Consider the following 17847-nt stretch of genomic DNA (forward strand, 5'->3'; position numbering starts at 1 on the left):
GCTAATATTTATTTTAGGCTTACTGGGCGTGCTTCCATTGCGTAATGTTTTCCGCCGTTAGAGCGATAATGTTTTGGCGCGCTTCTGGCGTTACCCATGCATTGTGGGGGGTGACAATCAGATTAAGCGGTTCATCCAGCGCTGCCAGTAGTGGATGTCCCTCCCTCGGTGGCTCTACAGGAAGCACGTCTACGGCTAACCCGCCGATACGCCCTTGGCGTAATGCCTCAAGCGCCGCTACTTCATCAATAATGCCACCGCGAGCGCAATTTACGAGCAGAAGGGAGGGTTTGGCCTTGGCCAAACGCTCTTGGTTAATAAGGTGCTGCGTATCAGCATTAAGCGGGCAGTGTAGGCTGATAATATCGGCTTCAGGCAGCACGTCATCGAGAGAAGGGCGTGCGTCGTTAGCTTCGTGACCGGGGCGTGCCGTAAAAGTCACCTGAAGGCCAAAGGCCTCCGCCAAGCGCGCCACTTCCGTTCCCAGTTCGCCCTGGCCCACCATCACCAGCCGCTTGCCCGCTAACTGTAGCGTTACGTGGTCCTGGAGGCAGAAAAAGTCGCTTTGCTGCCAAACACCTTTGGCGACTTCCTGTTGGTATAGAGGTAGGCGGTTTGCCAGGTTAAGTATCAGCATTAATGTGTGCTGAGACACGCTTGCCGTGCCGTATGCCGCAACATTCTTAACGCTGATATTAAGTGCTTTTGCTGCCTCAAGGTCGATATTGTTTAGACCAGTAGCCATGACACAAATCAAGCGAAGCGAAGGCAGCTGTTTTAACGTTTCCGCATCCAGTACCACCTTGTTTACTAATGCGATGTCAGCATTTGCCAAGCGCTCTTTAGCTTGTTGCGTTGTACTTTGATCGAAGACATCCAGTTGAGTAACCGCACCGCGAATAGCGCTTAAATCTATTTGAGGCCCAAGACTTTTCGCATCCAACATGACCGCATGAGGCATTTTATTCTCTCCAGTTGCTGCCAGGGCTTGTTAACCTTGCTCGGCAGGGGGCACAAAAGGGTATAATATTGACGCTTTATCAACCGCAGCCTTGGATTTTATATCGACAGGCTACATATTCGCAGCTGGCTGCGTTTATATTCGACAATATTCTGTCGTCGTTGAGCTTTCAGGAATTATCAACATGCCTATCTATGAATATGAGTGCAAGGCCTGCGGCCATCGCATGGAAAAATTACAGAAAATCAGCGCAGATCCGTTAAAAGAGTGTCCTGCGTGCAATCGTAATGACTTGGTGCGGCTTGTATCCGCGGCAGGGTTCCGCCTGGCGGGCGGTGGTTGGTATGAAACCGATTTTAAAACGGGAAGTAAAAAGAACCTGGTCGCTGATGCAAAAAGCACAACGGCTAACACCAGTGCTAAAAGCGATACTACTTCCACGTCAAAAGACTCTGCAGTTTGACTGTAGCGGTCAGGGCCTGGTTGGCCCAAGACACCTTATTTGCCACGAAACAGAACAGGATTTGACATGCGCAGCCATTATTGCGGCCAGCTAAACGAGACATTGGTAGATCAAACGGTCACCGTTTGCGGATGGGTACACCGTCGTCGCGACCACGGCGGGGTAATTTTCCTCGATATGCGTGACCGTGATGGCATCGCGCAGTTTGTGGTAGACCCGGATACTGCTGATGCATTTGCTAATGCTGATCGTGCGCGCGGTGAGTATGTTCTGCGTATTACCGGCCGCGTTAGGCTGCGCCCAGAAGGTACCCAAAACCCCAATATGCCCACCGGCATGATTGAGGTGCTAGCCAAAGACGTTGAAGTGCTGAACACCGCGGCCACACCGCCGTTCCAGCTTGATGAGCATGGCAAGGTGGGCGAAGAAGTTCGCCTGAAGCACCGCTATATTGATCTGCGTCGCCCCGACATGATCGAAAAACTGCGTCTGCGCTCGCGCATTTCGCATAACGTCCGTGCGTTCCTGGAAAACCAGGGCTTTCTGGATATCGAAACGCCGATCCTAACGCGCGCGACGCCCGAAGGCGCCCGAGACTACCTGGTGCCTAGCCGTACGCATGCGGGTAACTTCTTTGCACTGCCTCAGTCTCCACAGCTCTTTAAACAGCTGCTGATGGTGGCGGGCTTTGATCGTTACTATCAAATTGCCAAGTGCTTCCGTGACGAAGACCTGCGCGCCGACCGTCAGCCTGAGTTTACTCAGATTGATATCGAAGCGTCATTTGTCGAAGAAAACGACATCATGAGCATCACTGAAGACATGATTCGTCAGCTCTTCCAGGAAGTGCTGAACGTTGAACTGTCAGAATTTCCGCGCATGACCTGGCAAGAAGCTATGGACCGTTTTGGTTCAGACAAGCCCGATCTGCGTATTCCGCTTGAACTGACCGACGTTGACGACCTGATGAAACAGGTCGATTTCAAGGTTTTCTCTGGCCCCGCCAGTGCCGATGATGGCCGAGTAGCCGCGCTTAAAGTACCGGGCGGTGCCAAGCTCTCGCGTAAGGAAATCGACGAATACACCAAGTTCGTGGGTATCTACGGCGCGAAAGGGTTGGCCTGGATCAAGGTCAATGAGCGTGCTAAAGGACTTGAAGGGCTTCAGTCGCCTATCGTCAAGTTCATGGAAAACATCGTTGAAGAGTTGCTTGATCGTCTTGGCGCAGAAGATGGCGATATCATCTTCTTCGGTGCCGACAAAACGCGCATCGTTAACGAAGCCATTGGCGCGCTGCGCGTTAAGCTGGGTGCTGATCTTGATCTGTACACCCAAGCGTGGGCACCGCTGTGGGTGGTCGATTTCCCGATGTTTGAGGCGGATGATAATGGTCGCTTAAGCCCGTTACACCACCCGTTCACCGCACCGTCCTGCTCGCCGGAAGAGCTCAAGGCTGACCCGGCAAAAGCGCTTTCACGCGCCTATGATATGGTGCTCAATGGTACCGAGCTGGGTGGCGGCTCTATCCGTATCCATAATCAAGACATGCAAAGCACGGTGTTTGAGATTCTGGGTATTGGCGAAGAAGAAGCCCAAGAGAAGTTTGGCTTCCTGCTGGACGCACTTCAGTACGGTGCACCGCCTCATGGTGGTTTGGCCTTTGGCCTGGACCGCTTGGTGATGTTAATGGTCGGTGCCAACACCATTCGTGAAGTTATTGCCTTCCCGAAAACGCAAAGCGCCGCTTGCTTAATGACAGATGCACCTGGTGAGGTTAGCCCAGACCAGTTGAAAGACCTTAATATCCGCTTGCGTCAAAAAGCCAAGCCTGAAGCAGCCAGCGAGTAAGCCTGACGCTATTTGATGTAACGGCTATGAGTTGCACAATGGCTAAAAACACCGACGCCCCGGCGTCGGTGTTTTTGTATCAGTGCTTTTTGTGGTGTCGAATTTGTAACTTTGAGCGGATAAACGTTAATGGATAAAGCAGGCGCTGCGTTACCCGTGCGCATATTAGGCATCGACCCTGGGTCTCGAATTACTGGCTATGGTGTTATCGATCTTGTCGGTGTTAAACCCAGCTATGTTGCTAGCGGCTGCATTCGCACCTCAGAAGGGCCGCTGGAGCAGCGTTTGGCGCAAATATACGCAGGACTAAGCGAAGTAGTGGGGTTGTACACACCCACAGATACTGCGATAGAGCGCGTTTTTATGGCTAAAAACGTCGATTCAGCGCTAAAGCTGGGGCAAGCGCGTGGCGCTGCGTTGGTATGTATGGCAAACCACGGGCTAAGCGTCGCCGAATATGCCGCGCGGCGTATCAAGGAAGCGGTAACCGGGCAGGGAGGCGCAGATAAAGAACAGGTTCAGCACATGGTGACCGCGCTTTTAACGCTGTCTGCCACACCTCAAGCGGATGCGGCAGACGCCTTGGCCATCGCATTAACCCACGCTTATACCAACAATGCAGTTTCCAGTACGCCTCGTGGGCGCGGGCGGCGCGCCTCTACAGGGCGCTGGCGACTCTAACGACCACTGGTCACTTGTACAGAGTAGCATTATAGTAACCGTCTGTTTTTACTATCGCGAGCGTATTTATGATCGGACGTCTAAGTGGCTATTTGCTGGAAAAACAACCGCCCTGGATCGTTATTGACGTTCATGGCGTGGGTTATGAGCTTGAGACTTCAATGAATACGCTTGTCTCGCTTCCTGCGTTAGGCGAAAGCACATCTCTGTATACTCATTTAACCATTCGTGATGATGCCCACCTGCTGTACGGGTTTGCGCGACAGCACGAACGCGCTCTTTTTCGGGCGCTGATTAAAGTCAACGGTGTAGGCCCCAAGCTAGCGTTGGCGATCTTGTCAGGAATGGATGAAGATGCCTTCATGCGCTGTGTTCGTGATGATGACAGTAAGGCGTTAACTAAGCTGCCCGGTGTTGGCAAGAAAACCGCCGAACGACTTATTATCGAAATGCGTGACCGTTTTCCTGAATGGGAGCAAGGTGCTGACGCGCCGCTTGCCCTGGAAACCACCAATGGGCAACCGAGCCGTAATAGCCTGGCCGATGCCGAGTCCGGACTCGTTAGTCTGGGCTACAAGCTAGCCGAAGCCAGTAAAATGCTCTCAGACCTTGACCCACAACAATCGGCAGAGGCCTTGATCAAGGCAGCGTTAACACGGCGAATGAGCGGTTGATAGCGGTCGCCGTTTTGCCGTCACCCAGTGCAAGCAGATCGCCAGATATTCAAAAAGAGCATCTATGTTAGAACATGATCGGTTGATAGCGGCTGAACCAGAACAGGGAGAAGGGCGGATTGATTATGCCATTCGCCCCAAGCGGCTGGATGATTACATCGGCCAGCCACGGGTTCGCGAGCAGCTTGAGATATTTATTGGCGCAGCCCGATTACGCGAAGAGAGCCTTGACCATACTCTTGTATTTGGCCCACCAGGACTAGGTAAAACCACCCTGGCCAACATCATTGCAACAGAAATGGGCGTAGGGCTTAAGTCAACGTCCGGTCCCGTATTGGAGCGTGCAGGCGACCTGGCTGCCATGCTGACCAACCTTGAGCCAGGCGATGTCTTGTTTATCGATGAGATCCATCGGTTATCGCCCGCCGTTGAAGAAGTCCTTTATCCCGCCATGGAAGACTTTCAGCTGGATATCATGATTGGTGAAGGACCCGCTGCACGATCCATCAAGCTGGACTTGCCGCGTTTTACGCTGGTGGGGGCGACGACCCGCGCAGGTCTTTTAACAGCACCGCTACGTGATCGGTTCGGGATCGTTCAGCGGCTTGAGTTTTATAATCTCGAAGAACTCACTGAAATTGTGACCCGTTCAGCTCGCCTGTTGGGTGTAAAAACCAACCATGAAGGCGCGGTTGAGGTTGCCCGGCGCTCCCGAGGGACGCCACGTATTGCCAATCGCTTGCTGCGCCGAGTGCGTGACTACGCAGAAATTAAAGGGGATGGCACCGTAGACGTGGCATTGGCGGATGCGGCGCTTAATATGCTCAATGTGGATCACTATGGTCTGGACCACATGGACCGGCGGCTGCTGCTCGCGATGATCGATAAGTTCGAAGGCGGCCCGGTAGGCGTCGACTCTCTCTCGGCCGCCATTGGAGAGGAGCGCACAACGATAGAAGATGTCATTGAACCGTATCTTATTCAACAAGGGCTGATGATGCGCACGCCGCGCGGACGTACCGTTACGCGTCAGGCATGGCGGCACTTTAACCGCGTTCCCAACGAGCACTCGGTTGATATGGAGGGGGAGCGTCGCCCATGAGTACTTCGTTTTCAATGCCTCTACGTGTTTATATGGAAGATACTGACGCTGGTGGCATTGTCTACTACGTTAACTACTTGAAGTTTATGGAGCGAGCGCGCAGTGAGTGGCTGCGCGAGCAAGGACTCAACCAGCAAACGTTACTAGACGAGGGCACGCAGCTAGTGGTATATCGCTTAGCCTGTCACTATGCGAAACCGGCTCGCCTGGACGAAGCGCTAGAGATAACCGCACGGGTCATTGATATAGGGCGATGCCGAGTAACGTTTGAGCAGTTTGTAATGCGCGGTGAGGAACTCCTATGCAGCGCGACAGTCGAGATAGCGTGCTTGAGCGCTGAACGGATGCGGCCCAAAGCCTGGCCCGCTTTTTTTCAGTCCCAGCTACAAACGTTAGCGATTTCTTAACAGTCGATTTCTTAACACTGCGGTTTCGTAATTTAGAGACCACTACTTGTCGGGCTTGACCGGCAATCATTGATTGATGAGGGCACCTGTGAACGATAACACCATGTCCATCCCGCACCTGATTATGAATGCCAGCACGGTTGTACAGCTGGTAATGCTACTCCTGGTGGTGGGGTCAGTCCTCTCTTGGGTGGTGATTTTTCAGCGCAGTATTGCGCTGCGCCGCGCCAAGCGGGAATACGACCAATTCGAAGAGTCGTTTTGGTCAGGTGTCGACTTAAACGAACTTTACCGAGAAATACCAGCTGATGACCCGCGCCATGGCGCCGAACATATCTTTCAGTCTGGGTTTCGTGAATTCAACCGACTAATGCCAAAAACTCACAATGCCGACACCGTGCTTGAAGGTGTGCAGCGCAGCATGCGCGTTGCCTGGTCACGCGAAGAAGACCGCCTGACCCAACACTTGGTGTTTTTGGCAACGGTTGCCTCTGCCAGCCCCTATATCGGCTTGTTTGGTACCGTCTGGGGCATCATGGGCTCTTTCCAGTCCCTATCAATGACCCAGCAAGCGACACTGGCAACCGTAGCGCCCTGGATCGCCGAGGCACTCATTGCGACCGCTATGGGGCTTTTCGCGGCTATTCCCGCTGTTATCTTCTATAACCGCTTATCTAACAGTGCGTCTCGCTTACTCGGTAAATATGAAGACTTCGCCGAAGAGTTTCACGCTATCTTGCATCGTAATTTGCAAGGCCGTGATGGCAAGCCTAGCGCCAGTTAAGGGAGTTAGCCATGCAAGGTCCGTTCAATCGCAGCGGCAAAAGTAAGCCGATGGGGGAGATTAACGTTGTCCCCTTTATCGACGTTATGTTGGTACTGCTGGTCATTTTTATGATTACCGCTCCGATGCTAACGCAAGGCGTTCAGGTGGATTTGCCTCAGGTGTCATCCGAACCGATCGATACTCAGGACAGTGACCCGATCATTATTTCGGTGGATCGTGAAGGTGGATATTTTATTACGCTGGGTGAGGATTCAACCGCCGTTTCGCTTGAGCAAATATCAGAACGCGTTTCGGCCATACTGCAACGTCGCCCGGGCACGCCCGTCATGGTGCGTGGCGACCAAGGCGTACAGTATGGACAAATTGTTCTACTCATGAGTACGCTCCAGCGCTCGGGCGTTGAAAACGTAGGACTGCTTTCAGAGCCACCGCAAGATGAGTAAGGGCAAGCCGCAAGTAACCGTTGCTGCGCCGCATGACCCGCAAGACGTTGGCTACACATTGCCAATCATCCTCGCGGTCGCTGTGCATTTGGCTATTATTGTTTTTAGCCTTATCAATTGGCCCAGTTCAACCCCGGAACCTGACTCTTCATCCATTGTTCAGGCCACGTTTGTGAGTACCGAGACGTTCACAGATCAGGCCCAGCAGGTAACTGAACAGCAGGCGGCAATGAACAGTTCAACTGAACCTGTTCCTGAGCCGGAAGTGAGTGAGCCGGAGGTAGCTGAGCCAGAGCCGGATAACCAAGAGGCCGAGCAGCAGGCTGCCGCTGAAGCTGAAGCTGAAGCGCAGGAACAAGCTTTGGAAGAAGCCCAAGCCGCAGCAGAAGCCGAAGCGCAACGCCGCGCTGAGGAAGCCGAACGACTAGCGCAAGAACAGGCGGCGCAAGCTCAAGCCCGTGAGGCAGAAGCCCAAGCTGCGGCGGAAGCAGAGGCTCAGGCAGCGGCGGAAGCAGAAGCTCAGGCAGCAGCCGAAGCAGAAGCTCAGGCAGAAGCCGAAGCAGAAGCTCAGGCAGCAGCTGAAGCAGAAGCCCAGGCAGCAGCTGAAGCAGAAGCCCAGGCAGCAGCTGAAGCAGAAGCCCAGGCAGCAGCTGAAGCAGAAGCCCAGGCAGCAGCTGAAGCAGAAGCCCAGGCAGCGGCTGAAGCAGAAGCCCAGGCAGCGGCTGAAGCAGAGGCTCAGGCAGAAGCCGAAGCAGAGCGTCAACGTGAAGCTGAAGAGCAGCGTGCTCGTGAAGAAGCTGAACGCCAAGCTGCTGCCGCAGCGGAAGCCGCCATGCAGCGCCAGTTAGAAGGTGAGGCGGAAGCAGCAGCCAATGCACAGCAAGCGCAGCAGGCCGCCAATAGCTTTATCAATATTGTGCGTCGAGCGGTTGAACAGGCATGGTTGATCCCACCTGGAGCAAGCGACTCATTGAGTGCTACGCTACAAATACGTTTAGGCCCTTCGGGCGAGCTACTTGCAACGTCAATTGCTACATCTAGTGGCGACAGTGCATTTGATCGATCTGCCATGCAAGCCGTTGAACATGCTGCACCGTTTGGTGAATTAAGAGATTTACCTGCGGAACAGCAGCGGAACTTACGTCAATTTAATCTGCGATTTACCCCGGGGGATGTTCGCTGATGCAAAAACTAAGGAAAGTGTGGTTATTTTGCGTACTACTGCTAGTAAGTGGTTTCGCAGCTGCGAATGCAAACTTGACCATCGAAATTACACGGGGCAGCGACCAGGCATTACCCATTGGGGTGGTGCCTTTCGCAGGCAATCAGGGCATGTCGGAAGATGTTGCTCAAATCATTCAGGATGATCTTGAACGTAGTGGTCTATTTTCACCGCTAGAGCGTAGTGCCATGTTTGACCAACCAAACCAAGCGGATGACGTTGAGTTTGGGACCTGGCGGTCATTGGACGTGCGTTATCTGGTCGTTGGGCGTGCCGAGCAAACGGACAACGGCTATCAGCTACAGTTTGACCTGATGGATGTCAGTGGCCAGCGCCGGATGATTGGCGAAACCGTCACAGCGAATGCCGATGATCTGCGTGGTGCGGCACACTACATCAGCGACCAGATATTTGAGGCGATTACTGATATACGCGGTGCTTTCTCAACCAGCATTGCTTACGTAACGGCCCAAGGGGTTGGCGATAACATGCAGTTCGGTCTCTATATAGCCGATGCTGATGGTCGCAATAGCCAGCAGGTATTAACGTCTGATCAACCGATTATGTCGCCCACTTGGTCGCCGGACGGACGCAAGCTTGCTTATGTTTCCTTTGAAACGGAGCGCCCAGCGATTTATATCCAGGATATCGCCACCGGTCAGCGTGTCATGGCAACATCCTTTGACGGTATCAATGGTGCACCCACGTGGTCCCCCGATGGTCGCCGTATCGCTATGTCGTTATCCAAGGATGGGCAGCCTGAAATCTATATCATGGATATCGCTAACCGCTCGGTAGAACGCGTTACCAACAGCAATAGCATTGACACCGAGCCCGCTTGGTCACCGGATGGTCGTAGCCTGCTGTTCACCTCTGATCGTAGCGGCGGCCCTCAGATTTACCAACTTTCGTTAGGTAGCGGCGAGACAAGCCGCGTGACGTTTACCGGCAATTATAATGCCCGTGCGCGCTACTCTCCGGACGGCGATCAGATCTTTTTAATTCACCGTTCCAGCCGAGGGTACCAGGTCGCGCGCCAGGATTTGGATGGAGGGCGGCTGGTCGTAATAAGCGATTCGATAAGAGATGAATCTCCTAGTGTTGCGCCGAACGGGACCATGGTAATCTTCGCTAACCAAGAGGGTAACAATGGGGTGCTAAGTGCCGTTTCTGCCGACGGGCGATCGTCATTCCGGCTTCCTGCTGCTCAAGGCGAAGTACGTGACCCCGCATGGTCACCGTTTTTAAACTAATGATCTATCGTGTTATTTTTTTCAGGCAAGGAGTCTGATTATGCAACTTAAGCCGTTGGCTCGCTCATTGGCCGTAGCGTTATCTATCGTAGCGATTGCTGGTTGCTCCAGCACCGGCGGAACCCAGGATGGGGATTCTTACGGAAGCCAGAATGGCAGCAGCACGGGCGCTGGCACTTCTGGTGCGGGTACCGGTGGTCAATATGGCTCTACTACCGGCTCAGGTACAGGCGCTGGTCAACAAGCTGACTCTCGCATTCCTGAAGTACGCACGATTTACTTCGATTATGACCGCGATGCTATCAAGAGCGAGTATGAATCTGCGGTAATGGCTCATGTACGCTACCTGCGTGCTAATCCGAGTGCCCAGGTTGTGTTACAGGGACATACCGATGAGCGTGGTACCCGGGAGTACAACATGGCACTGGGCGAGCGTCGCGCACGCGCTGTTCAGCGTTTCATGAATATCCAAGGCGTTTCTCCTTCACAAATGACTGTTGTAAGCTATGGCGAAGAGCGTCCGGCAGTAAATGGTCATAACGAAAATGCTTATGCCCAAAACCGTCGCGTTGTATTTAATTACTGATATTGACGGCGTGTAAACGGCACGCCGACTTTGTCTACGGAGTCGTCATGAATCACAGTCTCAAACGCTGTTTTGAGAGGCTGTGCGGTGCGGGAGCCTTAGTGCTCCCGCTGTCCGTATTGCCCCTTGCAGCTATTGCCCAGCAGCCGCTGGTCCAGGATCTTTCTTCCGGTAATTCCAGCGGATTTTATCAGCAGACTCAGCGTCAGGAAGCATCCGGTGGCAACCTTGTGCTGTTCAACCAGGTGGAAGCGCACACGCAGGAAATCCAACAGTTGCGTGGCCAAATTGAAGAGTTGCGCCATCAGCTTGAACAATTGCGTCGCCAATCGCAGCAGCAGTATCTGGATATCGAAGACCGCCTAATGAGCAGTGGATCTACGCCCATAGAGCAGTCTACGCCACAGGTTGAACCTGAGGCCGCTCAAGAAGTTATCAGTGCACCCTCAGCACGTAACGTGAGTGATGATGCCCAGGCGGACTATCAGGCTGCCTTTGCCCATGTTCAGGCACGCCAATTTGAAGAGGCAATTCAAGCGTTTGATGAATTCGTCACTGCTCATCCTGATACCAGCTTGACCTCTAATGGCTATTACTGGTTAGGTGAATTGTATGCCGCTGAAGGCCAGCTTGATAATGCCGATGCGGCCTTTAGCCGGGTTATTACCGACTTTGATAGCAGCAGTAAAGTGCCCGATGCCCTTTATAAACTTGGTTTGGTTAAAGCACGTCAAGGCGATGCAGAGCGCAGCCGTGAGCTGCTAGAGCAAGTGCGTGACGACTATCCTCAAAGTAGTGCGGCTGGGCTTGCCAATGATTTTCTTCGCCAGTCGGCTGGGTAATATCACGTTAAATGTTTGTTTGCAGGAAGTATCATGAGTTGCAAAATCGACTATCAAGCATCGCCGCAATTGCTTGAAAACCGTGTCGTATTGGTCACTGGAGCCGGCGATGGGATTGGTCGTGCGGCAGCGTTGCAGTATGCGCAACACGGTGCGACCGTTATCTTGCTAGGCCGTACTATCGAAAAGCTGGAGCGGGTCTATGACGAAATTGAGGCGTTAGGTGGGCCACAGCCCGCTATTTTTCCGCTTAATTTTGAAGGCGCAACGCTTAGTGACTTCGATGATATGGCAAAAACGCTCGATAAAGAATTTGGTCGTTTGGATGGGCTTTTGCATAATGCTGGATTGCTGGGCCGGATTACTCCCTTCGAGCAGTACGATGCTGAGCTATGGGAGCAGGTCATGCAGGTGAATATCAATGGCCCAGTATGGATGACTCAAGCGTTATTACCGTTGCTTAAGCAATCAGACGACGCCTCCATTATTTTCACCTCATCCAGTGTGGGACGCAAAGGGCGCGCGTATTGGGGGGCCTACTCGGTTTCCAAATTTGCCACCGAAGGGTTTGTTGAAGTGCTGGCCGACGAGCTTGAGCATCAAACCAATATCCGGGTGAATACCCTTAACCCGGGAGCTACCCGCACTCAAATGCGGCGAAGCGCCTACCCTGGTGAAGATCCTGCCACACTTCGAACGCCCAATGACATTATGCCGACCTATTTATGGCTAATGGGCCCCGATAGTGCCGGTGTTAGCGGCCAAAAGTTTGATGCGCAACCGCCGCGTGTTTGATTCTTAATTCTACCGTTAGGGCTTGAATGCAGCGCCTTTAAAAAAGAGCCTTTAAAAAGAGCCTTAAAGCAAGGCCCTAACGGTGGTTGTTACGCCAGCTGTAGTGAAAGCTGCTAACTACGCCGCATCATTAAAAGCGTTTAATGCGTCAACCAGCATTGAGCACTCTTCAAACCACAGGTCGGCGGGCCACTGCTGATAATCATCCTCTTCACTGATATAACCATATCCGACCGCAACGGCTGTCATGCCAGCGGCTTTCGCTGCTTGCATATCACGTACGTGGTCGCCGACATACCAGCACTGTTCCGGCGCGACGCCCAAACGACGGGCCGCTTCCCACAAAGGTTCCGGGTCGGGCTTCTTAACACTCAGGTCATCGGCACACAGCAACGCACCGGGCTCCAGCGCTAATGCGGCGAGTAAAGGCTCGGCATAGCGGCGCGGCTTATTGGTGACAATCCCCCAGGGCCGTTGATTTCTGTGCCATTCAATAAGCCATTGGTCAAGCGGGATAAATACTTGGCTATGCACCGCTACGGCTTGTTCATAGGCATCGAGCAGAAACTGGCGGGCGGTATCATGGCCCGGGGCTTTGTGATCAAGATCCAACGCCAGGGTGACTAGCGCGCTCCCCCCATTGGAAACCTGACGACGAATCTGCTCGTAGGCCAGGGGCGCCAGCCCGTGGTGGGCGCGTAGGGCGTTCGTTGCTTGAGCAAGATCGGGCGCGGTATCCACCAGGGTTCCGTCAAGATCAAACAGAATGGCAAGCGGTGGCGTCGTTGGCATCTATTGACTCACTTTGCGGCAATACATCATGTAGTTTACAGAGACATCGTCAGCCACTAAGCGGTAGCGACGAGTAAGAGGGTTGTAGGTCAGCCCTGTTTGCTCACGTACTTCCAGGCCTGCTTGGCGTGACCATGCCGCCATTTCAGACGGACGAATAAATTTGGCATAGTCGTGGGTGCCGCGGGGCAGTAGCCTAAGGACATATTCGGCGCCTAATATCGCAAATGCGTAGGATTTTGGCGTACGGTTGAGCGTCGAAAAAAACACATAGCCGCCAGGGCGTACCAACGCACAGCAGGCCCGAATCACTGAGACGGGGTCAGGTACGTGCTCCAGCATTTCCATGCAGGTAACGACATCAAAATGTCCCGGGGTTTGAGCAGCCAACGCTTCAACACTAATATTTTGGTAGTCAACGGACACGCCGCTCTCTTCTGCATGCAGCCTGGCAACGCCAAGCGGCGCTTCGCCAAGATCAATGCCCGTTACCTTGGCACCGCGATGTGCCATGGACTCACTCAGGATACCGCCTCCGCAGCCCACATCCAGCACCTGCTTTCCGGCTAAACCGGCGCGTGCGTCAATAAAATTAAGGCGCAGGGGGTTAATCTCATGTAGCGGCTTGAATTCACTCTTTGGGTCCCACCAGCGGCTAGCAAGTGCTTCAAATTTAGCAACTTCCGCTGCATCGACGTTGCCTTGGTAGCGATCAGCAGTGCTATCCTGAGGTGTCGCTTGCATGTGTTGACTCCCATCGTCAGTCAGCAATGGATAGTGTTTTCCTATCCAGCCTGGTTATTAGCATCAAGTGCGAGTGGCATCCACTCAATCATTCAGTATTATGGACATTCTAACCACTCCCAGGTCAGAACGCATGAAAAGGACCATTGTATGAATCTTATGGCTATATTTTCTCGCTTTTCCGCCGTACAAGGAGTTCGGTAAATGCGAGTATTTCTTTACGGCAGTGAACTAAGTGCGGTGACAGCAGCGTCCGCATTAGCCTGGGTAGGTCATCAAGTAGAGTGGTTACCTCATCAGAGTGCGCCCTGGACGGTTCTTTCGAAGGTGGATTGGCTGCGCAGTGAGCCGGAGCTAATGCCACATATCCAGCAGGGATTGGCCGATGGCACGTTAGTACTGATTGATGATGTATCTCAAGCGTCTTCGGCTGATGTTGTCTGGCTTGCACTTTCGCCAAGCCAGCGTAACGACGCCAGCACACTGCTTCAACAGTCGGAACTATGTCTGCAGCAAGGTGCCGTGTTAATTAATAACTCTACGTTTCCGGTCGGCGAAACGGAGCGCTTGGATGATTTAATGCGAGGCCAGCATAGCAGCGTGGCCTTGCCTGATACGCTTGAAGAAGGGCGTGCCTGGGCGTCGTTTACTCGCCCCACGCGTTGGCTGCTTGGGTGTGATGATGCCCACGGAGAGCACGTTGCACGCGAGCTTTTACGCGCGTTCAATCGCCGCCAAGAAGTTTTCCAGCCCATGCCGCGTAGGGCGGCAGAGCTTACCAAGCTTGCCATCAATGGCATGCTGGCCACACGAATTAGCTACATGAATGAAATTGCCGGTTTAGCCGATACACTAGGCGTGGATGTTGAGCATGTTCGCCAAGGTATGGGGGCCGACACACGTATCGGTTTTGAGTATTTGTATCCCGGCTGTGGTTTTGGTGGCCCCAACTTTTCGCGGGACTTAATGCGCCTGGCAGATGTTCAGTCAAAAAGCGGCCGTTACTCCGCGTTGCTTGAACAGGTCATGGACATTAATGAGCAGAAAAAAGAGACGCTGTTCCGTAAACTTTGGGCCCATTTTGAAGGCGAGTTAGCGGGTAAAACGATCGCTATTTGGGGGGCCGCATTCAAGCCTGGCACAGCACGTATCGACCATGCGCCGGTATTGACGCTTTTAGACGCTTTGTGGGCACAAGGTGTAAAGGTAAAGCTTCATGATCCCGCCGCGACTAGCGCATTACATCAGCTTGTTGGGCAGCGCGATGATCTTCAAACATTTGATCAAGACCCATATCAGGCGTGTGAAGGTGCCGATGCGCTAATGCTGGTTACGGAGTGGAAGTCATACTGGAACCCGGACTGGCATCGACTTGCAGGGCTACTCAGCGCTAAGCTGGTGTTAGATGGTCGAAATATTTACGACCCTACATTTGTTGCCAACTGCGGCTTAAAGTACCGTGGTATTGGTCGTCGCGCCGACCCTACGTCTTTTTGAGAAAATGCCATGCCTAATCCGACGCCTTCCCAACGTATTGTTCCCGATGTAGGCCAAAGCTTAACGGCCCAGCATCTGCGCCACCGAAAAGGGCCTCTCGTATGGCCCTTATGGCTTGGAATGCTCTTGTTCTGTGTGCTACTCGCAGGCGCCGCTGTCGTGCTGTGGTTTGAGCGCGAGCGTTTATTAACCGAACTCCACCGCGTCAGTGGCGAGGTCTCTAACGTTCATGCTCGGTTGGACTCAGGTGATACTGATGTGCAGGATACAATTGCGCTTGTGCAGGCTCAGATGACAACGCTGTTCCAAGAGCAGGAGCAGCTGTCTGTTGCGTTAATCAATACGCGTGAAGAGCTTTATGGTGCGCTGACAGATGACGAAGAGCGCCCATCCAATGAGATGATAACGTCGTTTAATCAGCGCCTTTCCCAGTACCAAGAGCAGGCTGCTTTACGTGATCGCCGCTTGGCAGCGTTTAGCACCTCCCTGGATGCACTGGAACAGGCGGGCATATCCGGTCGGCAAAACCTTGTTGAAGAGGTTAATCATGTGGAGCAAACCACCGCTCAGCAGCTCACGTCACTGGAAGAGCAGGTCAATCAGTTAAACCAAACAGTAACAGGGCAGTTGGAAGAGCAAATCGCTGCTTTGAGCGAGCGCTTTAATCAATTGGACACTCAGCTAAATACGCTACAGTTAGACTCATCCTCTCCAAGTGATGAAATTGCAGCATTTGAAGAGCAGTGGACTCAGCGTTTATCTACCCTTGAAAGTGATATACGGCAAATTCGCCAGGCCCAACTCGCTTTTAGCGCCCAAATAGAAATGCTTAGATAGTAGTAGTGGAACAGGCTATAACCGCCAACAAAAGAGTTTGTTAGGGAGTTTATTGTATGGGAAGACAGTGGCGTTGGCTTTCAGCTACTCGGATGGCTTATTTGATTGCGCTCCCTCTGAGTTTTGCCTATGTTCCATCAGTTTTGGCGTTAACAGCTACTATTAACGGTGTTGACGGCGACGTTGAAGATAATATCAGCGCCTATTTAGAGGGCATTGATAAAAAACAATATACCCAAACTCGTTTAGAGGGTGAGATACGTAGCCGTACAAAAGTGGCAATGCGTGTCTATGGTTATTATGAGCCCACCGTTGAGGTTCAAATTGACCCTGCCGTTGTACTCAATATTGATTCTGGTCCTCGGGTGGAAATTCAGGAGCTTGCGATTAATGTTGATGGCGATGCCAAAGATGATCCTACGTTTAAAGACGCCCTGGATAGCTTTCCCTTAAAAGTAGGCGACCCGTTAGTTCAGCCGCCCTGGGATCAATTGCGTTCGCAGTTTTCGGGGTTAGCTATCGAACGTGGCTACTTTGATTGGGCTTTTACCAAACGGCGTATGGAAGTGCGCCCTTATTTACGAAGTGCGCGCCTCTATATGGATTTTGATAGCGGCCCACGCTTTCGGTTTGGTGAAACCAATATCACAGGGAGCCACATTGTTCTTGATCGCCTGCATAACATGCAGACGTATGAGAATAACGATCCCTATCTCGCGGAGTCGCTTGCTTCTTATACGCAGCGCTTAGTTGAAACCGGTTGGTTTCGATCCGTTTCGATTCGCCCTCGTTTGACAACGGCCCAAGAGCTGGTGGTTGCGCCTCCTGAGGGGGGAGCCTCGCCTTGGTGGGAGTCAGCCACGGCTTCCCAGCCGAAGCGCCCGCGGATTAGTAGTGCGGCACTGGCGAGCGTACTGACTATCAATAAAAATGACGATATTCGTTTGCCCATTGATGTGAACGTTGATCCTGCGAACCGTCACCAGTTTGAGGTGGGTATCGGTTATGCGACAGATGTAGGACCTCGTTTACGCTTTAGCTGGCACCAGCCATGGATTAATAGTTTAGGTCACAGCCTGAATCATGACCTTTATCTTTCTGCGCCGGAACAGCGTTTTACCGGTGTGTACAACGTTCCCCTTGAAGACCCGCTCCGCGATAGCTATCGATTGCAGTACGGGGTTCGCAATATTGATAATAGCGATACCCGGTCGATGCAAGGCTCTGTTGAGCTGGCTCGTCGTTGGCAATTTGACAACGACTGGATCCAGTCGGTGTATTTTCGAACAACGTATGAAGACTTTACTCAAGGGGGAGAGGCAGACAAAGTCTGGCTCTTTTATCCAGGCATCCAGTGGTCCCGAACGCGGACACGGCCACAGCGGTTCCCTCTTTGGGGCGACCGTCAGCAGCTCTCGATTGAGTATTCCGACACAGTGTGGGGATCAGACGCCCAGTTTTTGCGTTTAACCGGTGATACCGAATTTATCCGCACTATTAACAACGATAATCGCTTTTTAGCACGGCTAAGCATTGGCGCTATCGAAACAGATGATTTTTCCAAAATTCCACCCTCGCTGCGTTTTTTCGCAGGGGGCGATCGCAGCGTGCGCGGTTACTCCTATGAGAGCCTGTCGCCACGAAACGACGAGGGTCGCTTGCAGGGCGGGCGTCAAATGATTACCTCGACGCTTGAATATCAGCGTCGTGTTAGGGGCGACTGGTGGGCGGCGACGTTCGTGGATACCGGTGATGCGTTCGATAACTGGGGTCCACACGATTTAAAAACCGGCGCCGGGGTGGGTATCCGCTGGGTATCGCCGGTAGGGCCAATTCGCTTTGATGTAGCGCACCCCTTCGATAACGACGATGCATATCGTGTGCATTTCTCCATCGGCCCGGAATTCTAGGAG

General features: G+C 52.9%; 19 protein-coding genes. 16 read left to right on the forward strand and 3 right to left on the reverse strand.

From position 1 onward, the window contains the following. Positions 1–19 precede the first annotated feature (19 nt). On the reverse strand, positions 20–961 hold the full coding sequence (locus tag ACT3T7_RS01580) for a D-2-hydroxyacid dehydrogenase (RefSeq protein WP_172116601.1): 942 nt from the start codon (positions 959–961) through the stop codon (positions 20–22). Positions 962–1145: 184 nt separating this feature from the next. Here ACT3T7_RS01580 and ACT3T7_RS01585 point away from each other — a divergent pair, with 184 nt between their 5' ends. The 13 genes from ACT3T7_RS01585 to ACT3T7_RS01645 all read left to right on the forward strand — a co-directional run bounded on the left by ACT3T7_RS01585 (position 1146) and on the right by ACT3T7_RS01645 (position 12064). Further along, entirely contained in the window at positions 1146–1424 is a 279-nt protein-coding gene (locus tag ACT3T7_RS01585) for an FmdB family zinc ribbon protein (RefSeq protein WP_444629860.1), read from the forward strand. 66 nt (positions 1425–1490) lie between these two features. Next, on the forward strand, positions 1491–3272 hold the full coding sequence (gene aspS / locus ACT3T7_RS01590) for an aspartate--tRNA ligase (protein ID WP_444621658.1): 1782 nt from the start codon (positions 1491–1493) through the stop codon (positions 3270–3272). Positions 3273–3428: 156 nt separating this feature from the next. Next, on the forward strand, positions 3429–3953 hold the full coding sequence (gene ruvC / locus ACT3T7_RS01595; protein WP_406565413.1) for a crossover junction endodeoxyribonuclease RuvC: 525 nt from the start codon (positions 3429–3431) through the stop codon (positions 3951–3953). A gap of 68 nt (positions 3954–4021) precedes the next feature. Next, on the forward strand, positions 4022–4627 hold the full coding sequence (gene ruvA / locus ACT3T7_RS01600; RefSeq protein WP_444629861.1) for a Holliday junction branch migration protein RuvA: 606 nt from the start codon (positions 4022–4024) through the stop codon (positions 4625–4627). A 64-nt stretch (positions 4628–4691) separates the two neighbouring features. Continuing rightward, on the forward strand, positions 4692–5729 hold the full coding sequence (ruvB, locus tag ACT3T7_RS01605) for a Holliday junction branch migration DNA helicase RuvB (RefSeq protein WP_172116606.1): 1038 nt from the start codon (positions 4692–4694) through the stop codon (positions 5727–5729). After that, a complete protein-coding gene (gene ybgC / locus ACT3T7_RS01610) occupies positions 5726–6136 on the forward strand; it encodes a tol-pal system-associated acyl-CoA thioesterase (protein WP_172116607.1) in 411 nt (136 codons plus the stop codon). The genes ruvB and ybgC overlap by 4 nt, the downstream gene beginning before the upstream one ends. 88 nt (positions 6137–6224) lie before the next feature. Beyond that, complete coding sequence (tolQ, locus tag ACT3T7_RS01615) at positions 6225–6920, forward strand: protein TolQ (RefSeq protein WP_172116608.1); 696 nt, start codon at positions 6225–6227, stop codon at positions 6918–6920. 11 nt (positions 6921–6931) lie between these two features. Then, a complete protein-coding gene (tolR, locus tag ACT3T7_RS01620; protein ID WP_444629862.1) occupies positions 6932–7366 on the forward strand; it encodes a protein TolR in 435 nt (144 codons plus the stop codon). After that, positions 7359–8549 (forward strand): cell envelope integrity protein TolA, encoded by a 1191-nt coding sequence (gene tolA / locus ACT3T7_RS01625; protein ID WP_444629863.1) that lies wholly within the window; start codon positions 7359–7361, stop codon positions 8547–8549. Before tolR ends, tolA begins: the two co-directional genes overlap by 8 nt. Further along, positions 8549–9841, forward strand: a complete 1293-nt coding sequence (tolB, locus tag ACT3T7_RS01630; RefSeq protein WP_444629864.1) for a Tol-Pal system beta propeller repeat protein TolB — start codon at positions 8549–8551, stop codon at positions 9839–9841. The genes tolA and tolB overlap by 1 nt, the downstream gene beginning before the upstream one ends. Positions 9842–9881: 40 nt before the next feature. Beyond that, on the forward strand, positions 9882–10427 hold the full coding sequence (pal, locus tag ACT3T7_RS01635) for a peptidoglycan-associated lipoprotein Pal (protein WP_172116612.1): 546 nt from the start codon (positions 9882–9884) through the stop codon (positions 10425–10427). Positions 10428–10474: 47 nt separating this feature from the next. Beyond that, complete coding sequence (gene ybgF / locus ACT3T7_RS01640) at positions 10475–11269, forward strand: tol-pal system protein YbgF (RefSeq protein WP_172116613.1); 795 nt, start codon at positions 10475–10477, stop codon at positions 11267–11269. 33 nt (positions 11270–11302) lie between these two features. Further along, on the forward strand, positions 11303–12064 hold the full coding sequence (locus ACT3T7_RS01645) for a YciK family oxidoreductase (protein WP_444629865.1): 762 nt from the start codon (positions 11303–11305) through the stop codon (positions 12062–12064). A gap of 117 nt (positions 12065–12181) precedes the next feature. On the opposite strand, the gene ACT3T7_RS01650 is transcribed toward ACT3T7_RS01645, so the two are convergent. Together ACT3T7_RS01650 and ubiG are read right to left on the reverse strand one after the other, a co-directional pair. Then, complete coding sequence (locus ACT3T7_RS01650) at positions 12182–12856, reverse strand: HAD-IA family hydrolase (protein ID WP_444629866.1); 675 nt, start codon at positions 12854–12856, stop codon at positions 12182–12184. Beyond that, positions 12857–13600, reverse strand: coding sequence for a bifunctional 2-polyprenyl-6-hydroxyphenol methylase/3-demethylubiquinol 3-O-methyltransferase UbiG (gene ubiG / locus ACT3T7_RS01655; RefSeq protein ID WP_444629867.1), 744 nt, complete (start codon positions 13598–13600; stop codon positions 12857–12859). It lies immediately after the preceding gene. 204 nt (positions 13601–13804) lie between these two features. Here ubiG and ACT3T7_RS01660 point away from each other — a divergent pair, with 204 nt between their 5' ends. The 3 genes from ACT3T7_RS01660 to tamA are packed head-to-tail and all read left to right on the forward strand — an operon-like array spanning position 13805 to position 17844. Further along, positions 13805–15097, forward strand: a complete 1293-nt coding sequence (locus tag ACT3T7_RS01660; RefSeq protein WP_444629868.1) for a nucleotide sugar dehydrogenase — start codon at positions 13805–13807, stop codon at positions 15095–15097. A 9-nt stretch (positions 15098–15106) separates the two neighbouring features. Continuing rightward, positions 15107–15934, forward strand: a complete 828-nt coding sequence (locus tag ACT3T7_RS01665; protein WP_444627232.1) for a hypothetical protein — start codon at positions 15107–15109, stop codon at positions 15932–15934. Between the two features lie 56 nt (positions 15935–15990). Beyond that, positions 15991–17844 carry an autotransporter assembly complex protein TamA gene (gene tamA, locus ACT3T7_RS01670; protein WP_444629869.1) on the forward strand — a complete coding sequence of 618 codons (1854 nt, stop codon included), beginning with the start codon at positions 15991–15993 and terminating at the stop codon, positions 17842–17844. Positions 17845–17847: the final 3 nt, after the last annotated feature.

Source organism: Halomonas sp. 111, assembly GCF_052379685.1.
In the GTDB taxonomy this organism is placed as follows: Bacteria; Pseudomonadota; Gammaproteobacteria; order Pseudomonadales; family Halomonadaceae; genus Vreelandella; species Vreelandella citrativorans.

What these genes read in the sequence shown, in the direction of transcription:
- ACT3T7_RS01580 (WP_172116601.1), bottom strand. Translation starts at nt 961, where the DNA reads ATGCCTCATGCGGTCATGTTGGATGCGAAAAGTCTTGGGCCTCAAATA.
- ACT3T7_RS01585 (WP_444629860.1), top strand. Translation starts at nt 1,146, where the DNA reads ATGCCTATCTATGAATATGAGTGCAAGGCCTGCGGCCATCGCATGGAA.
- aspS (WP_444621658.1), top strand. Translation starts at nt 1,491, where the DNA reads ATGCGCAGCCATTATTGCGGCCAGCTAAACGAGACATTGGTAGATCAA.
- ruvA (WP_444629861.1), top strand. Translation starts at nt 4,022, where the DNA reads ATGATCGGACGTCTAAGTGGCTATTTGCTGGAAAAACAACCGCCCTGG.
- ruvB (WP_172116606.1), top strand. Translation starts at nt 4,692, where the DNA reads ATGTTAGAACATGATCGGTTGATAGCGGCTGAACCAGAACAGGGAGAA.
- ybgC (WP_172116607.1), top strand. Translation starts at nt 5,726, where the DNA reads ATGAGTACTTCGTTTTCAATGCCTCTACGTGTTTATATGGAAGATACT.
- tolR (WP_444629862.1), top strand. Translation starts at nt 6,932, where the DNA reads ATGCAAGGTCCGTTCAATCGCAGCGGCAAAAGTAAGCCGATGGGGGAG.
- tolA (WP_444629863.1), top strand. Translation starts at nt 7,359, where the DNA reads ATGAGTAAGGGCAAGCCGCAAGTAACCGTTGCTGCGCCGCATGACCCG.
- tolB (WP_444629864.1), top strand. Translation starts at nt 8,549, where the DNA reads ATGCAAAAACTAAGGAAAGTGTGGTTATTTTGCGTACTACTGCTAGTA.
- pal (WP_172116612.1), top strand. Translation starts at nt 9,882, where the DNA reads ATGCAACTTAAGCCGTTGGCTCGCTCATTGGCCGTAGCGTTATCTATC.
- ybgF (WP_172116613.1), top strand. Translation starts at nt 10,475, where the DNA reads ATGAATCACAGTCTCAAACGCTGTTTTGAGAGGCTGTGCGGTGCGGGA.
- ACT3T7_RS01645 (WP_444629865.1), top strand. Translation starts at nt 11,303, where the DNA reads ATGAGTTGCAAAATCGACTATCAAGCATCGCCGCAATTGCTTGAAAAC.
- ACT3T7_RS01650 (WP_444629866.1), bottom strand. Translation starts at nt 12,856, where the DNA reads ATGCCAACGACGCCACCGCTTGCCATTCTGTTTGATCTTGACGGAACC.
- ubiG (WP_444629867.1), bottom strand. Translation starts at nt 13,600, where the DNA reads ATGCAAGCGACACCTCAGGATAGCACTGCTGATCGCTACCAAGGCAAC.
- ACT3T7_RS01660 (WP_444629868.1), top strand. Translation starts at nt 13,805, where the DNA reads ATGCGAGTATTTCTTTACGGCAGTGAACTAAGTGCGGTGACAGCAGCG.
- ACT3T7_RS01665 (WP_444627232.1), top strand. Translation starts at nt 15,107, where the DNA reads ATGCCTAATCCGACGCCTTCCCAACGTATTGTTCCCGATGTAGGCCAA.
- tamA (WP_444629869.1), top strand. Translation starts at nt 15,991, where the DNA reads ATGGGAAGACAGTGGCGTTGGCTTTCAGCTACTCGGATGGCTTATTTG.